The sequence below is a fragment of the Rhizobium phaseoli genome, assembly GCF_003985125.1.
Classification (GTDB): domain Bacteria; phylum Pseudomonadota; class Alphaproteobacteria; order Rhizobiales; family Rhizobiaceae; genus Rhizobium; species Rhizobium phaseoli.
The window spans coordinates 40993-57940 of record NZ_ML133565.1; the positions used below are offsets into that span (position 1 = coordinate 40993).

General features: G+C 57.6%; 16 protein-coding genes and 1 pseudogene. 15 read left to right on the top strand and 2 right to left on the bottom strand.

Annotation, left to right across the window (positions count from 1 at the left end):
• Positions 1–19: 19 nt before the first annotated feature.
• From EFD56_RS00160 to EFD56_RS33660, 6 genes are all read left to right on the top strand, one after another.
• Positions 20–490, top strand: coding sequence for a RidA family protein (locus EFD56_RS00160; protein ID WP_126904398.1), 471 nt, complete (start codon positions 20–22; stop codon positions 488–490).
• A 51-nt stretch (positions 491–541) separates the two neighbouring features.
• Complete coding sequence (locus tag EFD56_RS00165) at positions 542–1210, top strand: amino acid ABC transporter permease (protein ID WP_126904582.1); 669 nt, start codon at positions 542–544, stop codon at positions 1208–1210.
• 9 nt (positions 1211–1219) lie between these two features.
• Positions 1220–1870, top strand: coding sequence for an amino acid ABC transporter permease (locus EFD56_RS00170; protein ID WP_126904399.1), 651 nt, complete (start codon positions 1220–1222; stop codon positions 1868–1870).
• A 68-nt stretch (positions 1871–1938) separates the two neighbouring features.
• Positions 1939–2787, top strand: coding sequence for a transporter substrate-binding domain-containing protein (locus tag EFD56_RS00175; protein ID WP_126904400.1), 849 nt, complete (start codon positions 1939–1941; stop codon positions 2785–2787).
• Between the two features lie 40 nt (positions 2788–2827).
• Positions 2828–3568 (top strand): amino acid ABC transporter ATP-binding protein, encoded by a 741-nt coding sequence (locus EFD56_RS00180; RefSeq protein WP_004669986.1) that lies wholly within the window; start codon positions 2828–2830, stop codon positions 3566–3568.
• Between the two features lie 141 nt (positions 3569–3709).
• Positions 3710–3922, top strand: a complete 213-nt coding sequence (locus tag EFD56_RS33660) for a DUF7256 domain-containing protein (protein WP_425376302.1) — start codon at positions 3710–3712, stop codon at positions 3920–3922.
• A gap of 193 nt (positions 3923–4115) precedes the next feature.
• On the opposite strand, the gene EFD56_RS00190 is transcribed toward EFD56_RS33660, so the two are convergent.
• Positions 4116–4928, bottom strand: coding sequence for an AraC family transcriptional regulator (locus EFD56_RS00190; protein ID WP_245440522.1), 813 nt, complete (start codon positions 4926–4928; stop codon positions 4116–4118).
• Between the two features lie 75 nt (positions 4929–5003).
• Between EFD56_RS00190 and EFD56_RS00195 the strand changes: the two genes are divergently transcribed.
• On the top strand, positions 5004–6035 hold the full coding sequence (locus EFD56_RS00195; protein WP_126904401.1) for a 1-aminocyclopropane-1-carboxylate deaminase/D-cysteine desulfhydrase: 1032 nt from the start codon (positions 5004–5006) through the stop codon (positions 6033–6035).
• 170 nt (positions 6036–6205) lie between these two features.
• Here the strand turns inward: EFD56_RS00195 and EFD56_RS00200 are convergent.
• Positions 6206–6594: pseudogene (locus tag EFD56_RS00200) on the bottom strand (RraA family protein); the annotation flags it as partial.
• A 268-nt stretch (positions 6595–6862) separates the two neighbouring features.
• On the opposite strand from EFD56_RS00200, the gene EFD56_RS00205 reads away from it, so the two are divergent.
• The 8 genes from EFD56_RS00205 to EFD56_RS00240 all read left to right on the top strand — a co-directional run bounded on the left by EFD56_RS00205 (position 6863) and on the right by EFD56_RS00240 (position 16944).
• Positions 6863–7453 (top strand): DUF1349 domain-containing protein, encoded by a 591-nt coding sequence (locus EFD56_RS00205; RefSeq protein ID WP_126904402.1) that lies wholly within the window; start codon positions 6863–6865, stop codon positions 7451–7453.
• 211 nt (positions 7454–7664) lie between these two features.
• Positions 7665–8450, top strand: a complete 786-nt coding sequence (gene hisN, locus EFD56_RS00210) for a histidinol-phosphatase (RefSeq protein ID WP_126904403.1) — start codon at positions 7665–7667, stop codon at positions 8448–8450.
• Between the two features lie 989 nt (positions 8451–9439).
• Positions 9440–11245, top strand: coding sequence for a thiamine pyrophosphate-binding protein (locus EFD56_RS00215; protein WP_164736811.1), 1806 nt, complete (start codon positions 9440–9442; stop codon positions 11243–11245).
• Between the two features lie 101 nt (positions 11246–11346).
• Positions 11347–12663, top strand: a complete 1317-nt coding sequence (gene hisD, locus EFD56_RS00220) for a histidinol dehydrogenase (protein ID WP_126904404.1) — start codon at positions 11347–11349, stop codon at positions 12661–12663.
• Positions 12664–12741: 78 nt separating this feature from the next.
• Positions 12742–13992 carry an ABC transporter substrate-binding protein gene (locus EFD56_RS00225; RefSeq protein ID WP_126904405.1) on the top strand — a complete coding sequence of 417 codons (1251 nt, stop codon included), beginning with the start codon at positions 12742–12744 and terminating at the stop codon, positions 13990–13992.
• 82 nt (positions 13993–14074) lie between these two features.
• Positions 14075–14971: a carbohydrate ABC transporter permease gene (locus tag EFD56_RS00230; RefSeq protein WP_012490238.1), complete on the top strand. Its 897-nt coding sequence runs from the start codon at positions 14075–14077 to the stop codon at positions 14969–14971.
• Complete coding sequence (locus EFD56_RS00235) at positions 14961–15839, top strand: carbohydrate ABC transporter permease (protein WP_004670015.1); 879 nt, start codon at positions 14961–14963, stop codon at positions 15837–15839. Before EFD56_RS00230 ends, EFD56_RS00235 begins: the two co-directional genes overlap by 11 nt.
• A gap of 4 nt (positions 15840–15843) precedes the next feature.
• Positions 15844–16944 carry an ABC transporter ATP-binding protein gene (locus EFD56_RS00240; protein WP_004670017.1) on the top strand — a complete coding sequence of 367 codons (1101 nt, stop codon included), beginning with the start codon at positions 15844–15846 and terminating at the stop codon, positions 16942–16944.
• Positions 16945–16948 lie beyond the last annotated feature (4 nt).

Genomic DNA, 16948 nt, shown 5'->3' on the forward strand with positions numbered 1-16948 from the left:
TTACCTACAGGAACTGAAAATGAAAAAGTCCGTCCACGACCGCATCAACGAGCTGGGAATCGTTCTTCCCGCCGTAACGGCCCCAACCGCTACCTATATCCCGACCAAGATCCTCGGATCGATGCTCTATGTATCCGGACAGGTTCCCAAGGTCGATGGGCAGGTGCGCTTCGTCGGCAAGGTAGGCGAAACGATGTCGGCCGAAGAGGCGAAGCAGGCTGCGCGCGTCTGCGCAATGAACATCGTCGCACAGTTGAACCATGCGCTTGGCGGCAACCTGGATCGAGTTGTTGGCTGTTCTCGCGTTCGCGGCTTCGTCAACGCAGTCCCGGATTTCGGCGGACACGCAGCGGTAATCAATGGAGCCTCGGACGTGATTGTCGAGATCTTCGGCGAAAGAGGCCGTCACACGCGCACCGCTATCGGCGTCGGCTCCCTTCCGCATGGCGTTGCAGTCGAAGTGGACGCCGATTTCGAGATCGCAAACTGATGATGAGACAAGTTCGCAAGAAACGCCGGATTGAAGACGACGGACGCGATTATGGGATATGATTTCGATTTCTCCGTGGTATGGGACGCATGGCCCATCCTTCTGGATGGCATACTCAAGGCTCTCTATTACACAGCTGTCTCAAGTATTCTGGCGCTCGTTCTGGGCGTCCTTGTGATGCTTATGCGTAGGAGCAATGTCTCGCCCGTTCGCATAACAGCGCGAGTGTTCATCGAGGTCATTCGCAATACTCCATTCCTCGTCCAACTGTTCTTCATCTTTTTTGGGCTGCCCTCCATCGGCTTGAAATTTTCGGTTTCGTTCGCAGCAATCGCGGCGCTGACTGTCAATACGGCGGCCTATATAGCCGAGGTTCTTCGCGGTGGGGTCGACGGCTTGCCGTACGGCCAGATCGAAGCCGGCAAAGCCCTGGGCTTGAACCGACGCCAGATCTTCTTCGACATTATTCTGAAGCCATCCGTTCGTGCGGTCTATCCCGGTCTCTCCGCTCAATTCGTCCTTCTGATGCTGACCTCGAGCGTTGTCGCTTCGATCTCTGCGCCCGAACTGACCTATTCGGCGCAAATGATTGAATCGCAGTCCTTCCGTAGCTTCGAAGTCTATTTCGTCGTCACAGGAATCTACCTGGCATTGTCCATCTGCATCTCGTCGTTCCTTCGGCTCTTTGGCCGGTTCTACTTCTCCTATCCGACTAAGTGAGGTCAGACCATGGTCAGAGAAATTTCGGTAAATGACCTTTGGATGCTCATGGAAGGGCTGAAGTGGACGGTTCTTCTTTCGGCTATTGCATTTGCAGGCGGCGGCATCTTCGGTGTGATGATCGCTCTGATGCGAACCAGTCCCTACGCGCTTCCGCGCTGGTTCGCCTATTTGTACATTGAGGTGTTCCAGGGAACGCCGCTCCTGATGCAACTCTTCGTGTTCTATTATGGCGTTGCTTTGGTCGGACTCGACGTCAGCGCATGGATCGCCGCCGCGATCGGATTGACCGCCCACAGCAGTGCGTTTCTCGGCGAAATCTGGCGGGGAGGCATCGAGGCGGTGCCGCTTGGCCAGACCGAAGCGGCGCGAGCCCTCGGCCTGCCGTACCGCCACCGCATGCTCGACGTGGTCTTCCCACAGGCATTCAAGATCTCGCTTCCTGCGACGATCGGCTTCCTCGTCGGACTCGTTAAAGGAACTTCGCTCGTCGCAATCATCGGCTTTACCGAACTCACCCGTGCCGGGCAGATCATATCGAATAACACTTTCCAGCCGTTGATCGTCTTCGGAATGGTCGGCGCGATCTATTTCGCGCTGTGCTGGCCACTTTCCCTCCTGAGCGGACATCTCGAAAAGAGGATGTCGTTCGGCAGGTAAACGGATCAGCGAATTCGGCACGCTGGTGGAAAACGAAATGCCGATCAAACCAACAGAGGTGAACACAAATGTTTAACAAGAAGAGCGCTCTCGGACGTCGCACTTTCCTCGCCTTCAGCAGCCTTGCCCTTGCAATCGCCTTTACCGGTGCCTCTCATATCCGTCAGGCTGGCGCGGCAACCCTCGATGAAATCAAGAAGAAGGGCACAATCACCTTTGGCATCGTGACCGATCAGCCTCCCTTCAGCTTCATCAACGGGAGCGGACAAAACGAGGGCTACGACATCGAGCTCAGCAAGCTGATGGCGAAGGAGCTCGGCGTCGAAGCGGCCTATGTTCCGATAACGAGCGCGAACCGTATTCCTCAGCTCATGACCGGAAAGGTCGACATGCTCATCTGCGTGATGGGCGTCTACCCCGATCGCGCCAAGGTCGTCCAATATGTCGCTCCGTACGCGGAAATCAATGCGGCTATTTACGGGCCGAAAGACGGCGGCGTTACGAAGGTCGAGGAACTTTCCGGACATTCGATCGCTGTTGAAAAGGGCAGCTCCATGGACAAGGCTGTCACCGACGCCGCTCCGAAGGATGCCACAATCCAGCGCTTCGATGACGCATCATCGGCCGTCCAGGCACTTCTTTCCGGCCAGGTCGAATATCTCGGCAGCTACAGCCACCAGTTCGGCGGCGTCGAGAAGGCCGCACCGGGCAAATACGCTCAGAAGATCGTGCTTTCGACGGAATACGAAGGCATCGCCGTCAGCCCGAAATCCGAGGAGCTCGGCAAATGGGCCGGCGAGTTCATGTCTAAGCACAAGAAGGACGGGACCCTTAACGATCTGTACCAGAAGCACTTCGGCGCTCCGTTCCCGGAGATGCCGGCGTCGATGGACGGCATCACGTTCACGATGAACTAAGCTGCGTGAAACAGGCTCATACCACGGAAGGATAAAGCCAATGGCTGAGAAAACGATCAAGATGGTTGACGTCGACAAGTGGTATGGGCCTCTTCACGTGCTGAAGAAAGTCAACCTCGAGGTTGCGACGGGCGAGCATATCGTTCTGTGCGGTCCGTCGGGATCCGGCAAGTCGACCCTTATCCGATGCATCAACTATCTCGAGGAAACCCAGGGAGGGCATATATCCGTGAACGGCATCGAGCTCGGCTCGAAGGGCACCAATGCCGACCATATCCGCCGGGACGTCGGCATGGTCTTCCAGCACTTCAATCTGTTTCCTCATAAGACCGTTTTGGAGAATTGCATGCTGGCGCCGAAACGCGTGAAGCGCGTCAGCGACAAAGAGGCGCGCGAGACCGCGATGCGGTATTTGGAGCGTGTTCGCATCGCCGAGCAAGCCAACAAGTATCCCGCCCAGCTATCGGGCGGTCAGCAGCAGCGAGTCGCCATCGCGCGCGCACTCTGCATGGGGCCGAAAGTCATGCTCTTCGATGAGCCAACGTCGGCCCTCGATCCCGAGATGGTCAAAGAAGTGCTGGATACGATGATCTCGCTCGCCGAGGACGGCATCACCATGATCTGCGTGACGCATGAAATGGGCTTTGCCCGCGCCGTCGCGCATCGGGTAATATTTATGGATGGGGGACAGATTATCGAGAGTGCTCCGCCGCACGAATTCTTCTCCAATCCGCAGTCGCCGCGTGCCAAGGCCTTCCTGGGCCAGATCCTCAACCATTGATCGAACCCGGAGCCAGAATGCAAAATCAGTTAACCTGGGCAGCAGGAGTTGAAGGCAGGACGGCGTCCAAGGAACTGGTTGATGGTACAGCGCTTGCGGCGCTGCGGCCCCGGTATGCCGGTGTCGACGGTCGAAAAGGCAATGGGCTCTGTTTGGCGCACGCCTGCGCCGCATAAGGGCGACCTGATCGACGTTCTCGCAAAGACGGATGGCGTTAACGTACGAACCGAGCGGAAAGGGTCTGATCGGCGGGATCGATTTGAATTCCCGCTTCATGCATACCATCGCCAGCATTCCCGTGGGGACATCGCTTGCCGATCTCCGCGGTACAGTGCCGGAAATGGAGATCAGTGAGGACAGTACTGCGAGTGGGGTTCACGTTTCGGCGCGAAACAGCTGCCGGAAGGCACCCTTTTTCGCCGGCATTACGTTCGATGTTTCCGGCATCGCTATCTTCAATCCGATGCCGAATAGGCGGAGCCGAGCTTTCCACCTTGTCCTGCTGGTAGCCGGCACTCCATGCTTCAGTTGGTCGGGGGACCGCTATTCACCGGCCTTCGTCGTGCTCTCGCAAGCGTCCTCGAAATGCGTTGGGCGTCGCCCCGATCGCATCCTGAAACATCGCAATGAATGCAGAGGTGGTGCTGTAGCCCAACTTGAGTGCAACCGTTTGAACGGAAAGGCCATCCGCAAGCATGGGAACCGCCCGGGTTAGCCGAAGCCGCTGACGCCATTTCACAAAGCTCATGCCAAGATCGCGCGCGCAGCGACGGGCCAATGTACGCTCCGTGCTGTGGACGTGGTTCGCCCATTGGCCAAGAGATCGACCGTCACCGGGGTCTTGAAGAAGTGCTTCCAGAACTTGCTTTAGGGCGCGATCGTTCGACAATGGCAGGAAGCTCTCCAAAGGCGATCCAACACTCAGTTGATCGATCAACACGCGCATCAGCCTTGCATCATCGGCATTTCCAGGCTCTCGTATACCACGCTTCTTCAAATCAAGAAGAATCGCTTTTGCGATCGGCCCGACGGAGAGAACGCTTGCTTGGTGCGGAAGACGGTCACAATGGCTCTGTTCGATGTCCAAAAGCAGATACGTGGTTTCGTCGCCAGCCCAGGCCAGATGCTCGGTCTCGGGCGGCAACCACACGCCGAAGTCTGGCGGCGCCGTATAGCGGCTGCCTTTCACCGTCAATTCGACGACGCCCGCGACGGAGTAGACGAATTGACCCCAGCTGTGTCGATCCACTGGAAATGCGGTGACTTCAGTCAACTGCACAACCTTCATGGCGACCGATCCACGTGCAGACCGTTCATTTTTTCCTAAACGATTGCCGCCAGCCATTTTGTCAGAAGCCACGTATCGAGTGTCCGGATTTCAGTATCTGCCCTTGTGTATAGGGTCCTCATCTGACGATGTGTAGAGGATAATCGGATGAGTGCTCTCGAAACTCTTGGACGCGTGCCGCGTCTCGATCTGCGTGGGTTTGTTTCCCCGGTACAGCGTCTCGAACGCTTCAGCGAGGCGATCGGAGTCGAAGTCTGGTGCAAGCGGGACGACATCGGCTCTGTCGGTCTCGCTGGCAACAAGGTCCGCAAGCTGGAGGTCGAACTGGCTCATGCCGTCGCTTACGGTGCAACGCACCTGGTCGCGGAAGGCTCTCGCCTTTCAAATGCGACGCGCGCGGTGGCCGCTGCCAGCGCTGCTCTCGGACTGAAATGCACACTGCTCCTATGTCATGACGAGCCGCACGAACCTGTCGGCAATCTGATGCTTGATGGTCTTTTCGGCGCTGATCTTCGACTTGTGGGTGATGTGAGCTGGACCGATCTAGCTCGACATTCAGTATCCGTCGTCAGTGAACTCGAACAATCCGGAGAACGCGTTTATCGACTTCCCATCGGATGTGCTTCCGAACGCAGCTGCTTGGGGTTTGCCCTGGCATATGGTGAACTTTGCCAGCAAATGCGCGAGCACGGACGCAATGCTGGGACAATCGTCCATGCAAGCTCGTCCGGCGGAACCCATGCGGGGCTCGTCCTCGGGAATGCGCTCCACGGTTTTGAGACTGACATTCGTGGCATTGTCGTCGCGGAGGACGTCTATTCCGACGTAGTTGGCACATATCTTTCCTTCGCACGCGGCGGCGCGCGCCTTATCGATGCAGAAGTCGAATTGACGCGCGACCATATCAACGTCACGCAAGCATATGTCGGTGAGGGATATGGACTGCCTGCTGACGGCATATATGAGGCGATTGATTTGCTCGCGACGAAAGAGGGCCTGCTGGTCGATCCTGTCTATAGCGGGAAGGCGATCGCGGCGATCATCGATCTTGCCGCGAAGGGTGAGCTAAACGGCCCTGTCGTCTTCTGGCATACAGGCGGCTATCACGCGCTTTTCGACCCTCGCTATGCAAAGCGAATCTGGTCGGCACTTGACCGCCTTGCAGGCATCTTGCTGTGATGTTGCACTGGACCGCCGCTGAAATATAGTCATTAACTGGAAGAGCCGAAGTGCGAGGGCGCTGGTTGCACTCTTGTCCGCGCGGCGCCGCCGGCAGAGTCAGGACGGCAATGCGGGGTCGAAAGGCGCGGACGCACAATGGTCCTAGTGTCATTGACCGCCAGATCTAACTAGCGCCCGTTCTTATTGCGCCACTCGGCGCATTTGAGCTGATGCTCCTGTTTAGTGCAGGGATAGAAACCAATGATGGCTGCTCCGTTCTTCACTTGCTCGAGTACGAAGTCTTCATAGCTCTCCATCCCCGCGCATTCATCAGCAATCTCTTCTGCAAGATGACCGGAATCACATTACGCCGTCTTTGTCTGCCACCAGCACGTCCCCGGGAAACACCGCGACGCCACCACACGAGATCGGCACATTGGTCCCCAATGCCTCATGGAGCGTTTGGTGGGAGCGGATGGCTTGGCGAAACAAGCTGGCATAAGCCAATGCCCTCTGCGTCACGAAAGCCACCATCGGACACGACGCCTGCAGCACCTCGTACTGCAAAGCGCGCCAGAGGTGGCGAGACAATTTCGAAGCTAAGTCGGCATCGGCCGACGACACTAACCGGATTTGGTCTGGCGAATCGGCCGTCATGGTCGCTGGGTCCGCCGACCACGTCACATCGCGTCAGGTTTAACGGTATTGCGAAATTGTAGCCGTGAAATTCCGTGTGATTTTGGTCCCGGTTCGTTTTTTTAACCAAGAGGCGTGTTCTCGTGGGGCAAATTTCCAGCGAGCTTGAGAACACCGCAGTCGAATTTAGTTCGAAGTGGAGGTTGTAGATGAATTTGCATAGGATGCAGGTTAGGGGCGAAAACCATGGCACGGCGGTCGTCGGCGATGCAAGCTTGACGCTAACTGCCAATGGAAGCACTGACTGGTTCCATCATCCGGCGGAGAGCTTTCGCCGGAACGACGTGCTTTCCTTAAGTACGGAAGTCGCTGAAGAGACGTTCGCGGTTGTCGCAAGGGTGTCAGTTGAGTTCTCTTCACCCTACGACGCAGGTGCAATTTTCGTGCAGACCGACGACGATAACTGGGCAAAACTGGCGTTTGAATACTCGGCTGCCCGGAAGCCAACAATCGTAAGCGTCGTTACAAGGACGACATCGGACGATTGCGACGGACCAAATTTCCATGGAGAGGCTGTTTGGCTCCGCGTTTATTGCGATGGGGAAACGATCGCATTCCATTTTTCTGAGGACGGCAAATTCTGGCAGTTTATGCGCTGGTTCGCTATCCCTGGCATCCGCAACCGTCCAATTAAAGTTGGCTTTGGCGTTCAATCGCCTACGGGAGAGGGCTCACGGGCTCACTTCGACCATATCGGACTAACCTTTGAAAAGATTGCCGACCTGCGAAGCGGTGCGTAAACGGCATCGGCACAGGCTCACGCGGCCTCGGTGTAATTCACGGCGAATATCACGCGGCGTTCGTGAGGCGACGAACAAGAACCCCAGGGTCGCGGAGGACGGGGACGTCAACCGGGCGACATGGATGGCATCCTCATCACGATAACAAAACCGATGTATGCAGCAACGGTGTTGCGGCGCTTCGAGACAACAAACGAGACAGGAAAAAACGATGAAAGTTCCTACGGCGGATTTTCTGCACAGATTAGCCGACGCTGCCGATCGCGAGACAGTGTCGCGATTTCGGCAAAAGCTTGAGACGACAACAAAACCAAAAGAGGGATACCGCTTTGATCCAGTGACGGATGCGGATCGGGAGGCCGAATTGGCAATGCGAGCGCTGATCTCCGAGGAGTTTCCCGATCACAGCATTCTCGGTGAAGAGTACGGCGTCACGGGAGTTGGAGCCTGCCAGTGGGTCCTCGATCCGATTGATGGCACCCGTCCTTTCCTGCTTGGAATTCCGGTATGGGGAACTTTGATCGGCTTCTGCGAGCAAGGGCGAGCGACCTCTGGATTAATGAGCCAACCGATCACGAGAGAGAGATTTTGGGCCCACAACGGCGAAAGCTGGCTCACGACGGACAACGCTACAACCCGCCTGACGACAAGTGCGTGCACGCAACTCTCGGGTGCGGTCTTGCACACCAACTCGCCTGAAGGCGTGCGCCGGAACCCCGACGTTCGATTTGATGTGCTCGACGCCACAGTCAAAATGACCCGATATGGGGGCGAGTGTTACGCTTTCGCCATGTTGGCGGCCGGCCACATCGATATCTGCGTCGAATTCAGTCTGCAGCCTTACGACATCGTGCCCATAATTCCGCTTATCGAGGCAGCGGGGGGCACAGTAACGACGTTTGACGGGTCGCGTCCGGAAAACGGAGGCCGCATTATCGCTTCTGCCAACCAGGAACTCCACGCCGCTGCGATCAGCGTTTTGAACCGTGGACGATGAAGCATGACGCGGCAATGGTGCGATCGCCTGTCGCGAGGAGCGGCCAGTAGCTGAGACGGTGGGCGCGACAGTGCGTTCGCCGTCATCTGTTCCCGGATAGCCCGAGCTGAATCTGACGTTAGATCCGCGCGACTTTGCGGTTGTCAGTACAGGTTTTAGATCGCCGACACCAAATAATCTGAGCCAACCTTACCTTCCACCTTACCTCAACTGCCACCGTGGTTGTTGGTAGTACGCCGCTTTCCGGCGTTTGCTCTTATCGGGGCGCAATGGCAGGCGCAGTCATCCTGACAATACTGCAAAGCATCTGATACTTGGGCTGCCGGAATCCGCCTGACAGATTGCCTATGGCGGCATGCTTGCACCTGTTCTTGCCATTCGCTCTGACTGTCGCCCCTACGGGACGGGCTCGTGAAAAGGAGGAACTGCATAACGCGAAGTACTCGAAGAGACCCGCTTCCCGACCGCCTTCCAGCGGCTCCGACTGACCCGGCCCTCCAGCCGCGCATTGAAACTGCAACGTCAGACGAAAAGCCCCACCGCCAAGCATGAGCCTTTTACCGTTTGCTGATTTTCATAAATCCCCGAACTTCACTCATCTGTGACGATGAACGTCAAACACCAAGTGCGCCTCTTTGATCAGTTCATTCCAGACGCGTGAGCATTATGAAGCACTTTTGACTTCATAATGCTCATTCACGCGGACGTGGTCGCCAGCTCAGAAACCGTCCTTCATTATCCCGCACATCGCTTGCTAGCTTCAACACGGCGCCTCCTGCTCGGGCGGGTTGTTGCAGTCGCAATTCAACTGGCTTCGGGCTCTGCCCCGGCCGAAGCAACATAAAGCAAAGTGCGCTTCATCCTGCGTCACCGTTTCGGAGTCTGCGAACTTGCGAGTCCGCCCGATGCGGCCGCAATGTAGGCGCAGTTGAACGGCTGCGGTCATTGCCAGCCCACGACTAAAGAACAACGAACTTTAGAGGGTGAAGATGATGAAACTCACAGGTGGCCAGGTTGTCGCAAGGGCACTGAAAGAGTATGGCGTCGAATATGTGGCTGGCGTGCCGGGGCACGGGATCTGGTCGCTCTTTGACGCATTCCTCGAAGAAGGCTCCCAACTTCCATTCATCCAGGTCATGCACGAGCAGAGCGCCGTCCATATGGCCGATGGATATTTCCGGGCCAGCGGAAAGCCGATGGCTTGCTCGACCTCAGTCGGGCCGGGCGCTGCAAATACCATCATCGGTCTCGCAACAGCCCTAACCGATTCCACCTCGCTTTTCTACGTATCGGGTTCTCCGCAGACCTACATGCACGGTCACGGCACCATGCAAGAACTCGAGCGTCATCAGGATAACGCCTTTCCGCGCGTCACCGAGCAGGTTACCAAACGTGCGTGGCAGGCAAATTCCGTTCAGGTTCTTCCCAGCATCATGCATCGCGCCTTCAGCGAAATGCTGACCGGCCGTCCGGGTCCGGTGCATGTCGAAGTGCCTATGGACGTTCAAGTCGAAGCTGCTGACGTCACGATCCATCCGCTCCAAAAGCGGCTTCCGATCGGCATTGCCTACCCGGATCCGCGTGCAATCGAAGCTGCAGTGAAGGTTCTTCTCGCAGCCGAGCGACCTGTCATTGTCGCTGGCGGCGGTGCTATTTCTGCGAACGCGTCGGAGGAATTGACGCGGCTGGCTGAAAAACTCGGTGCGGCCGTCTCGATTACATGGAATGGCAAGGGCGCGATTTCTGAAGATCATCAGCTGTTCATAGGTGCTGTCGGTCAAACCGGCACTACGAGCGGCAACAAGATCACGGCTTCGGCAGATGTTGTCGTCTCCGTCGGTTGTCGCTTCACGGATTGGTCTGCGTCTTCGTATGCCAAGGGCGTCTCCTTCTCGATTCCCTCTGCAAAGCTGATTCACATCGATCTCGATCCACGCGAAATCGGCAAGAATTACGAGACCGAGGTCGGCATCGTGGCGGACGCCAGGGTTACTCTCGAAGCCATTCTGTCGCTGATTTCCGACGCAGACTCCACAAAGATGCTGTCGCGCCGCGAGAATTTCCTGGCTGACGTACAGAAGGCGAAGGCAGATTGGCGCGCCCAGGTCGAGCCGCGTGAGACGAGCCGGGAAACGCCGTTCACGTCGCAGCGCCCTTTGATGGCGCTTCGCAAGGTGCTCGACCGTGACGGCATCGTCGTCGTCGGCTCGGGGAATACGCAAGGCTCCGTCAAGCAGAGCTTCCCGGTCTACAAGCCTCGCACCCACCTCACGTCCGGCTCCTACTCGCCGATGGGATGGGCCGTTCCCGCAGCGCTCGGCGCCAAACTGGCCTGCCCAGACAAGCAGGTCGTCGCGATCGTCGGAGACGGTGACTTCATGATGTCTCTCCCGGAGATGGGAACAGCGGTCATGAACGGCATCAACGTTGTCTTTCTCGTTCTGAATAATTTCGGATACATGTCCATCCGCGGTGGTCAGCGGAAGTTCATGGGCCGCCACGTCGCTTCCGAGTTCAACCACCATGTCGGCAACGGTGAACCCTATTCTGCCGACATCGCCGCCTCTGCACGCGCATTTGGTCTCGAAGCATGGAAGGTCGAGAAGGACGAGGACCTCGAAAGCAGCATCAAGGCTGCTTTGGAGTGCGGTGGGCCTGCTCTCGTCGAGGTGATCGTATCGCGTGACGCCGCCGGCCCATTCGCCACCGGCTGGTGGGACTTCCCGTCGCCGGCCTATTACGAGAAGGAACAGGCTGCCTACGCAAAGATGCGCGAACTCGAGCAGCATCTGTAGAGCCAACTTCAGGCTGGGGGCGCCGCCTGGCGCCCCGCCAACCACAGTCTCTCCAAACCCAGAATGCGGGGCACGGCTTCCGCAAACGAAGAGTTATTGTCATGATCAGACACATCAAAACTGCCCAAGCCTCGACGGCGGGCGCTTCCGATAGCGCGATAACAAAAGCTGTCGAGGAGCTCCTTTCTAAGGTGGAAGCCGGCGGCGACAAAGCGGTCCGGGAACTCTCCGTTAAGTTCGACAAACTCGACCGCGAGTCCTATCGCCTGACAAAAGACGAAATCGCTGCCGCGATTAATTCGCTGACCAAGCAGGAGCGCGAGGACCTGGACTTTGCCCAGGATCAGGTCCGCCGCTTCGCACAGGCACAAAGAGATGCGCTGCAGGATCTCGAAGTCGAGACGATCCCAGGCGTGGTCCTGGGCCATCGCAATGTGCCGATCGAAAATGTCGGCTGCTACGTGCCGGGTGGAAAATATCCGCTGCTTGCATCGGCACATATGACTGTGCTGACAGCGCGTGTGGCGGGCTGCGACCGCGTCATTACCTGTGCTCCCCCGTTCAACGGACAGATATCCAACAAGATCGTCGCCGCACAGGCTCTCGCCGGTGCAGACGAGATCTACTGCATCGGCGGTGTCCAGGCGATCGCGGCGATGGGCTATGGCACCGAAACGATCGAAGCTGTCGACATGCTTGCCGGTCCGGGCAATGCCTATGTGGCAGAGGCCAAGCGTCTCTTGTTCGGCAAGGTCGGTATCGACCTGTTTGCCGGCCCGACCGAAACGCTGGTGATTGCTGACGAAAGCGTCGACGGTGAAATCGTTGCGACGGACCTGCTCGGCCAAGCCGAACATGGTGCCAACTCTCCGGCAGTGCTCATCACCAATTCCGAGAAGCTCGCCAAGGATACACTTGCCGAAATCGACCGGCTCCTGCAGATCCTTCCGACGGCCGCCGTCGCAGGAAAGGCCTGGAACGACTGCGGAGAGATCATCCTCTGCGACACGATCGAGGAAATGGTGTCCGAAGCTGACCGCGTCGCTTCGGAACACGTTCAGGTCATGACGAGCGACCCGAACTACTTTCTCGAGAACATGAAAAACTATGGAGCGCTGTTCCTTGGCGCCCGCACCAATGTCGCCTTCGGCGACAAGGTCATCGGCACGAACCACACACTGCCGACGAACAAGGCTGCGCGCTACACCGGCGGTCTGTGGGTCGGGAAATTCCTCAAGACCTGCACCTATCAGCGCATAGAGACCGATGAGGCATCAGCCCTTATCGGTGCCTATAGCTCTCGTCTCTGCCTGATGGAAGGCTTCGCGGGTCACGCCGAGCAAGCCAACATTCGTGTCCGCCGCTTCGGTGGCCGCAACATTCCTTACGCGGGGGCCGCCGGCCCGCGCGACGCATAAGCAACCGGCGGCTTCGACACCCTCTTGTCGAGACTGCCCGCAATCCACCAACCGCTGAGGCAAAAAAGGGGAACTACAATGAAACTGAAAATGCTTCTTACCGCTTCGATCTCTCTTCTTCCGATAGCCGCTGTGGCGCAGGAGAAACCCAAGGTCGAAGGTATTCACCACTGGGTTTCCGAGAGCGAAGTCAAGGCGCTCAAGGTCATCACCGACAAGCTCGCCACCAAGGGCTATACTTGGCAGGACAGCGCGGTCGGGGGACTATCCGGGGCAAACGCCCTGCAGGCGCTGCGTACCCGGCTCGCCGCCGGCAATCCGCCGACGACAATGCAATTCCTGGGCTTCGAGGGGCTCGACTGGGCGAACGAAGGCGTTTTGCGTTCGCTGAACGAGCTCTATGAGAAAAACGGGTGGGAGAAGACCATTTCTCCCCAGTTGGAAGCCTTCGTCAAGAACGGCGACGACTACATCTCCGTGCCGATCAACATGCATCGCCAGAACTGGATCTGGGCCAACAAGGCACTCTTCGACAAGTACGGCATCAGCGAGCCAAAGAGTTGGGACGAAGTGATCGCAGTTGGCCAAAAGCTCAAAGCTGCGGGTGTCGTCCCTCTGGCGATGGGCGACGAGCCCTGGCAGATCCTCGAAGTCTTCGAAGCAATCGCGGCAGACATGAACGGGCCGGATTTCTACAAGAAGGCGATTGTCGACCTCGACGAGGGCGAATTGTCGAGCGACAAGATGGTCAAGACGTTCGACATGCTGCGCAAGGTTCGCGGCTTGGTCGATGACGGCTTCACCGGCCGCGACTGGGCGGTTGCCTCCGCAATGGTCGCCGACGGCAAGGCGGGTATGCAGCTAATGGGCGATTGGGCCAAGGGCGAGTTCCTCAACAAAGGCCTCAAGCCCGGATCCGACTTTCTCTGCTTCCCGACGCCGGCGCAGACACCTTATTTCAAGTTCGTCATCGACGCCTTCGGCCTCTTCAAGACCGATAGCGAACCGCTTGTCCTCGCGCAGGACGCCTGGGCGGAGTCCGTCATGGATCCGCAGGTCCAGAAGGACTTCAACAAGGTCAAGGGGTCGATCCCCGCCCGGATCGACATCTCGGTTTCGGACTTCGACGCCTGCGCACAGCGCAGCTTCGCCGACCGCGATGCAGCCCAGAAGAACGACACGATGCTCGGCGGGTTGACGGAAGGCTTCGCCAACCAGCCGCAGTTCACCGGTGTCTTCAGCGACGTGGTCGCGAAGTTCTTCACGACCGACATGTCTTCCGAGGACGCGGTCAAGGCTCTCGTCGACGGAATCAACAACGCAAAGTGAGCGTCCGTCCGGTTCCAGCCCGCCTAGGCGGGCTGGTTTACCGCACTTCGACGCACATGCGCCTCAACGCTGGAATGCTGTGATGAACAGTAGGATTTCTCCGAAAGATAGATTTACGCTCTGGCTGCCCCGGCTGGTCCTCTCCCCAAGCCTGGTGGTGGTTTTCATCGGCGTCTATCTCTTCATTGCATGGACGGGCTGGATATCCCTGTCGTCGTCCAAAATGGTGCCGCGATACGACTTCGTCGGCCTGGAGCAATATGTTCGCCTTTGGGCAACGCCCCGCTGGGAGACGGCAGTCGCCAATCTATTCATCTTCACGGTGCTGTTCCTGGCAATAACGATCGCGCTCGGCCTATTCCTCGCGATCCTTCTCGACCAGCAGGTTCGGGCCGAGGGCTTCCTGCGCGCCGTCTACCTCTATCCGATGGCGCTTTCGTTCATCGTTACCGGCACCGCGTGGAAGTGGATCCTCAACCCTGGACTCGGGGTGCAGAAAGTCGTCAACGAGCTCGGCTGGACCGGCTTTGTCTTCGACTGGATCACGAGGCCGGAATACGCCATCTACTGCGTCGTGATTGCGGCGGTCTGGCAATCGACCGGCTTTGCCATGGCAATTTTCCTGGCTGGCCTGCGGGGCATCGATAATTCCGTGATCAAGGCCGCGCAAATCGAAGGTGCGGGCCTTGTGCGGATCTACTGGAGCATCATCGTGCCCATGCTCCGGCCGGCCTTCCTCAGCGTCATCGTTCTCCTGAGCTATATCTCAATCAAAAGTTTCGATCTTGTCCTGGCGCTGACAAACGGTGGCCCGGGCAGCGCTACCGAAATGCCGTCGACCTTCATGTTTTCCGCGACCTTCAAACGAAATCAGATGGGCATTGGTGCGGCGAGCGCCATGATGATGCTGATGACGGTCGCGGCAATCATCGTGCCGTACCTCTATTCCGAACTGAAGGAGAGCCGCAATGACCACTGAGGTTAACAGGGCACGGCGTTCCGCCTTATTCGGGCATATCTTCATCTACGGGTCGCTCATCGCTCTTGCAGCGTTCTATCTCATGCCGCTGTGGGTGATGATCGTCACGTCGCTCAAGTCGCTTGACGAGATCTATTCCGGTTCGTTTATCGGTCTTCCGCAGCAACTCACCTTCGACGCCTGGCAGAAGGCCTGGGACGAAGCATGCATCGGCACCGAGTGCAGCGGCCTGAAGCCTTATTTCGTGAATTCGCTGCTGATGGTCATTCCCGCCGTCATTCTGTCGACCGGGATTGGTGCGATCAATGGCTACATCCTGACAAAATGGCGCTTCCCAGCCTCGAACTTCGTGTTCGGTATGCTGCTTTTCGGTTGCTTTCTGCCGTTCCAGGCGGTGATCCTGCCGATGGCCCAGCTTCTTGGCGCCCTGAAGCTCTCAGGAACCATTCCGGGACTGGTCCTCGTTCACACCGTCTACGGGATCAGCTTCACGACGCTGTTCTTCAGGAACTACTTCATCACGATTCCAAACGAACTCACGCGTGCGGCGCAAATCGACGGTGCCGGATTTTTCCGTATCTTCTTTTCGATTATGCTGCCGGCGGCACTGCCCATCATCGTTGTCTCATGCATCTGGCAGTTCACCCAGATCTGGAATGACTTCCTCTTCGGTGTGTCCTTTACCGCGGGACAATCGTCACCAATCACCGTGGCACTCAACAATATCGTCAACGTCACGATGGGCCGCAAGCAATACAACGTCGACATGGCCGCTGCCATGATCGCCGCCATTCCCACGCTCGTCGTCTACATCCTGGCAGGCCGCTACTTCGTACGCGGATTGACTGCCGGTGCCGTGAAAGGCTGAACCCATGTCTACTCTCGAAATCGATCGCGTCCGCAAGGCTTATGGCGAACTGGAAGTCCTCAAGGAAGTATCAATCTCGATCGGCACGGGCGACTTCCTTGTGCTGCTCGGACCTTCCGGCTGCGGCAAGTCGACCCTCCTGAACATGATTGCAGGCTTGGAGACGATCACCGGCGGTTATATCCGCATCGGAGAAAAGGTCGTCAACCACCTCTCGCCGAAAGACCGCGACATCGCAATGGTCTTCCAGTCATACGCGCTCTATCCTACGATGACAGTGCGGCAAAACATCGAGTTCGGAATGAAGATCCGCAGAGTGCTTCCGGCCGAGCGGGACAAAGCGGTCAAGGCTGCGGCCGATCTTCTTCAGATCAGCCATCTTCTTGATCGCAAGCCGTCGCAACTGTCGGGAGGTCAGCGCCAGCGCGTGGCCATGGGACGTGCGATCGTCCGCCAGCCAAAGCTCTTTTTGTTCGACGAACCGCTGTCTAACCTTGATGCCAAGCTTCGCGTCGACATGCGTACCGAAATCAAGCGCCTGCATCAGCGCCTTGGTACGACAATCGTCTACGTCACGCACGACCAGATCGAGGCCATGACGCTCGCAACCCGTGTCGCGGTTATGAAGGATGGCGTCGTCCAGCATCTCGACGAGCCTCAGAAGGTCTATGACCGGCCGGCAAACGTCTATGTCGCAAAGTTCGTCGGCTCACCGTCGATGAACATCATCCCCGGCAGGCTCGAGGTCGCCGGCTCATCCGTGGCCGCCGTCATCGACGTGCCGAATAAGCCATCGGCGTCCATAACCGGTATCGCACTCTCTGCCGAGTCAGCCAAACGGTATGCCGGCAAGAATGTGCTTGTAGGGATCCGCCCGGAGAACTTCACACCCGCCTCCGCTGGAGCTGGCAACCACATCGCAGTGGATGTCGATGTGGTCGAGCCGACAGGACCTGATGCCCTCGTCGTGTTCCAGCTTGCAAACGTCGAAGTAACCGCGAGATTGCCCCCGAACGTCACTCAATCGCGCTCTGAAGCATCGCTCGCCGTTGATGCCTCGAAGATCGTCCTGTTCGACGCCCAGACCGAAGCCAGAATTGATTGAGGTA

What these genes read in the sequence shown, in the direction of transcription:
- EFD56_RS00215 (WP_164736811.1), top strand. Translation starts at nt 9,440, where the DNA reads ATGATGAAACTCACAGGTGGCCAGGTTGTCGCAAGGGCACTGAAAGAG.
- EFD56_RS00180 (WP_004669986.1), top strand. Translation starts at nt 2,828, where the DNA reads ATGGCTGAGAAAACGATCAAGATGGTTGACGTCGACAAGTGGTATGGG.
- hisN (WP_126904403.1), top strand. Translation starts at nt 7,665, where the DNA reads ATGAAAGTTCCTACGGCGGATTTTCTGCACAGATTAGCCGACGCTGCC.
- hisD (WP_126904404.1), top strand. Translation starts at nt 11,347, where the DNA reads ATGATCAGACACATCAAAACTGCCCAAGCCTCGACGGCGGGCGCTTCC.
- EFD56_RS00170 (WP_126904399.1), top strand. Translation starts at nt 1,220, where the DNA reads ATGGTCAGAGAAATTTCGGTAAATGACCTTTGGATGCTCATGGAAGGG.
- EFD56_RS00165 (WP_126904582.1), top strand. Translation starts at nt 542, where the DNA reads ATGGGATATGATTTCGATTTCTCCGTGGTATGGGACGCATGGCCCATC.
- EFD56_RS00195 (WP_126904401.1), top strand. Translation starts at nt 5,004, where the DNA reads ATGAGTGCTCTCGAAACTCTTGGACGCGTGCCGCGTCTCGATCTGCGT.
- EFD56_RS00205 (WP_126904402.1), top strand. Translation starts at nt 6,863, where the DNA reads ATGAATTTGCATAGGATGCAGGTTAGGGGCGAAAACCATGGCACGGCG.
- EFD56_RS00160 (WP_126904398.1), top strand. Translation starts at nt 20, where the DNA reads ATGAAAAAGTCCGTCCACGACCGCATCAACGAGCTGGGAATCGTTCTT.
- EFD56_RS33660 (WP_425376302.1), top strand. Translation starts at nt 3,710, where the DNA reads ATGGGCTCTGTTTGGCGCACGCCTGCGCCGCATAAGGGCGACCTGATC.
- EFD56_RS00225 (WP_126904405.1), top strand. Translation starts at nt 12,742, where the DNA reads ATGAAACTGAAAATGCTTCTTACCGCTTCGATCTCTCTTCTTCCGATA.
- EFD56_RS00235 (WP_004670015.1), top strand. Translation starts at nt 14,961, where the DNA reads ATGACCACTGAGGTTAACAGGGCACGGCGTTCCGCCTTATTCGGGCAT.
- EFD56_RS00175 (WP_126904400.1), top strand. Translation starts at nt 1,939, where the DNA reads ATGTTTAACAAGAAGAGCGCTCTCGGACGTCGCACTTTCCTCGCCTTC.
- EFD56_RS00230 (WP_012490238.1), top strand. Translation starts at nt 14,075, where the DNA reads ATGAACAGTAGGATTTCTCCGAAAGATAGATTTACGCTCTGGCTGCCC.
- EFD56_RS00240 (WP_004670017.1), top strand. Translation starts at nt 15,844, where the DNA reads ATGTCTACTCTCGAAATCGATCGCGTCCGCAAGGCTTATGGCGAACTG.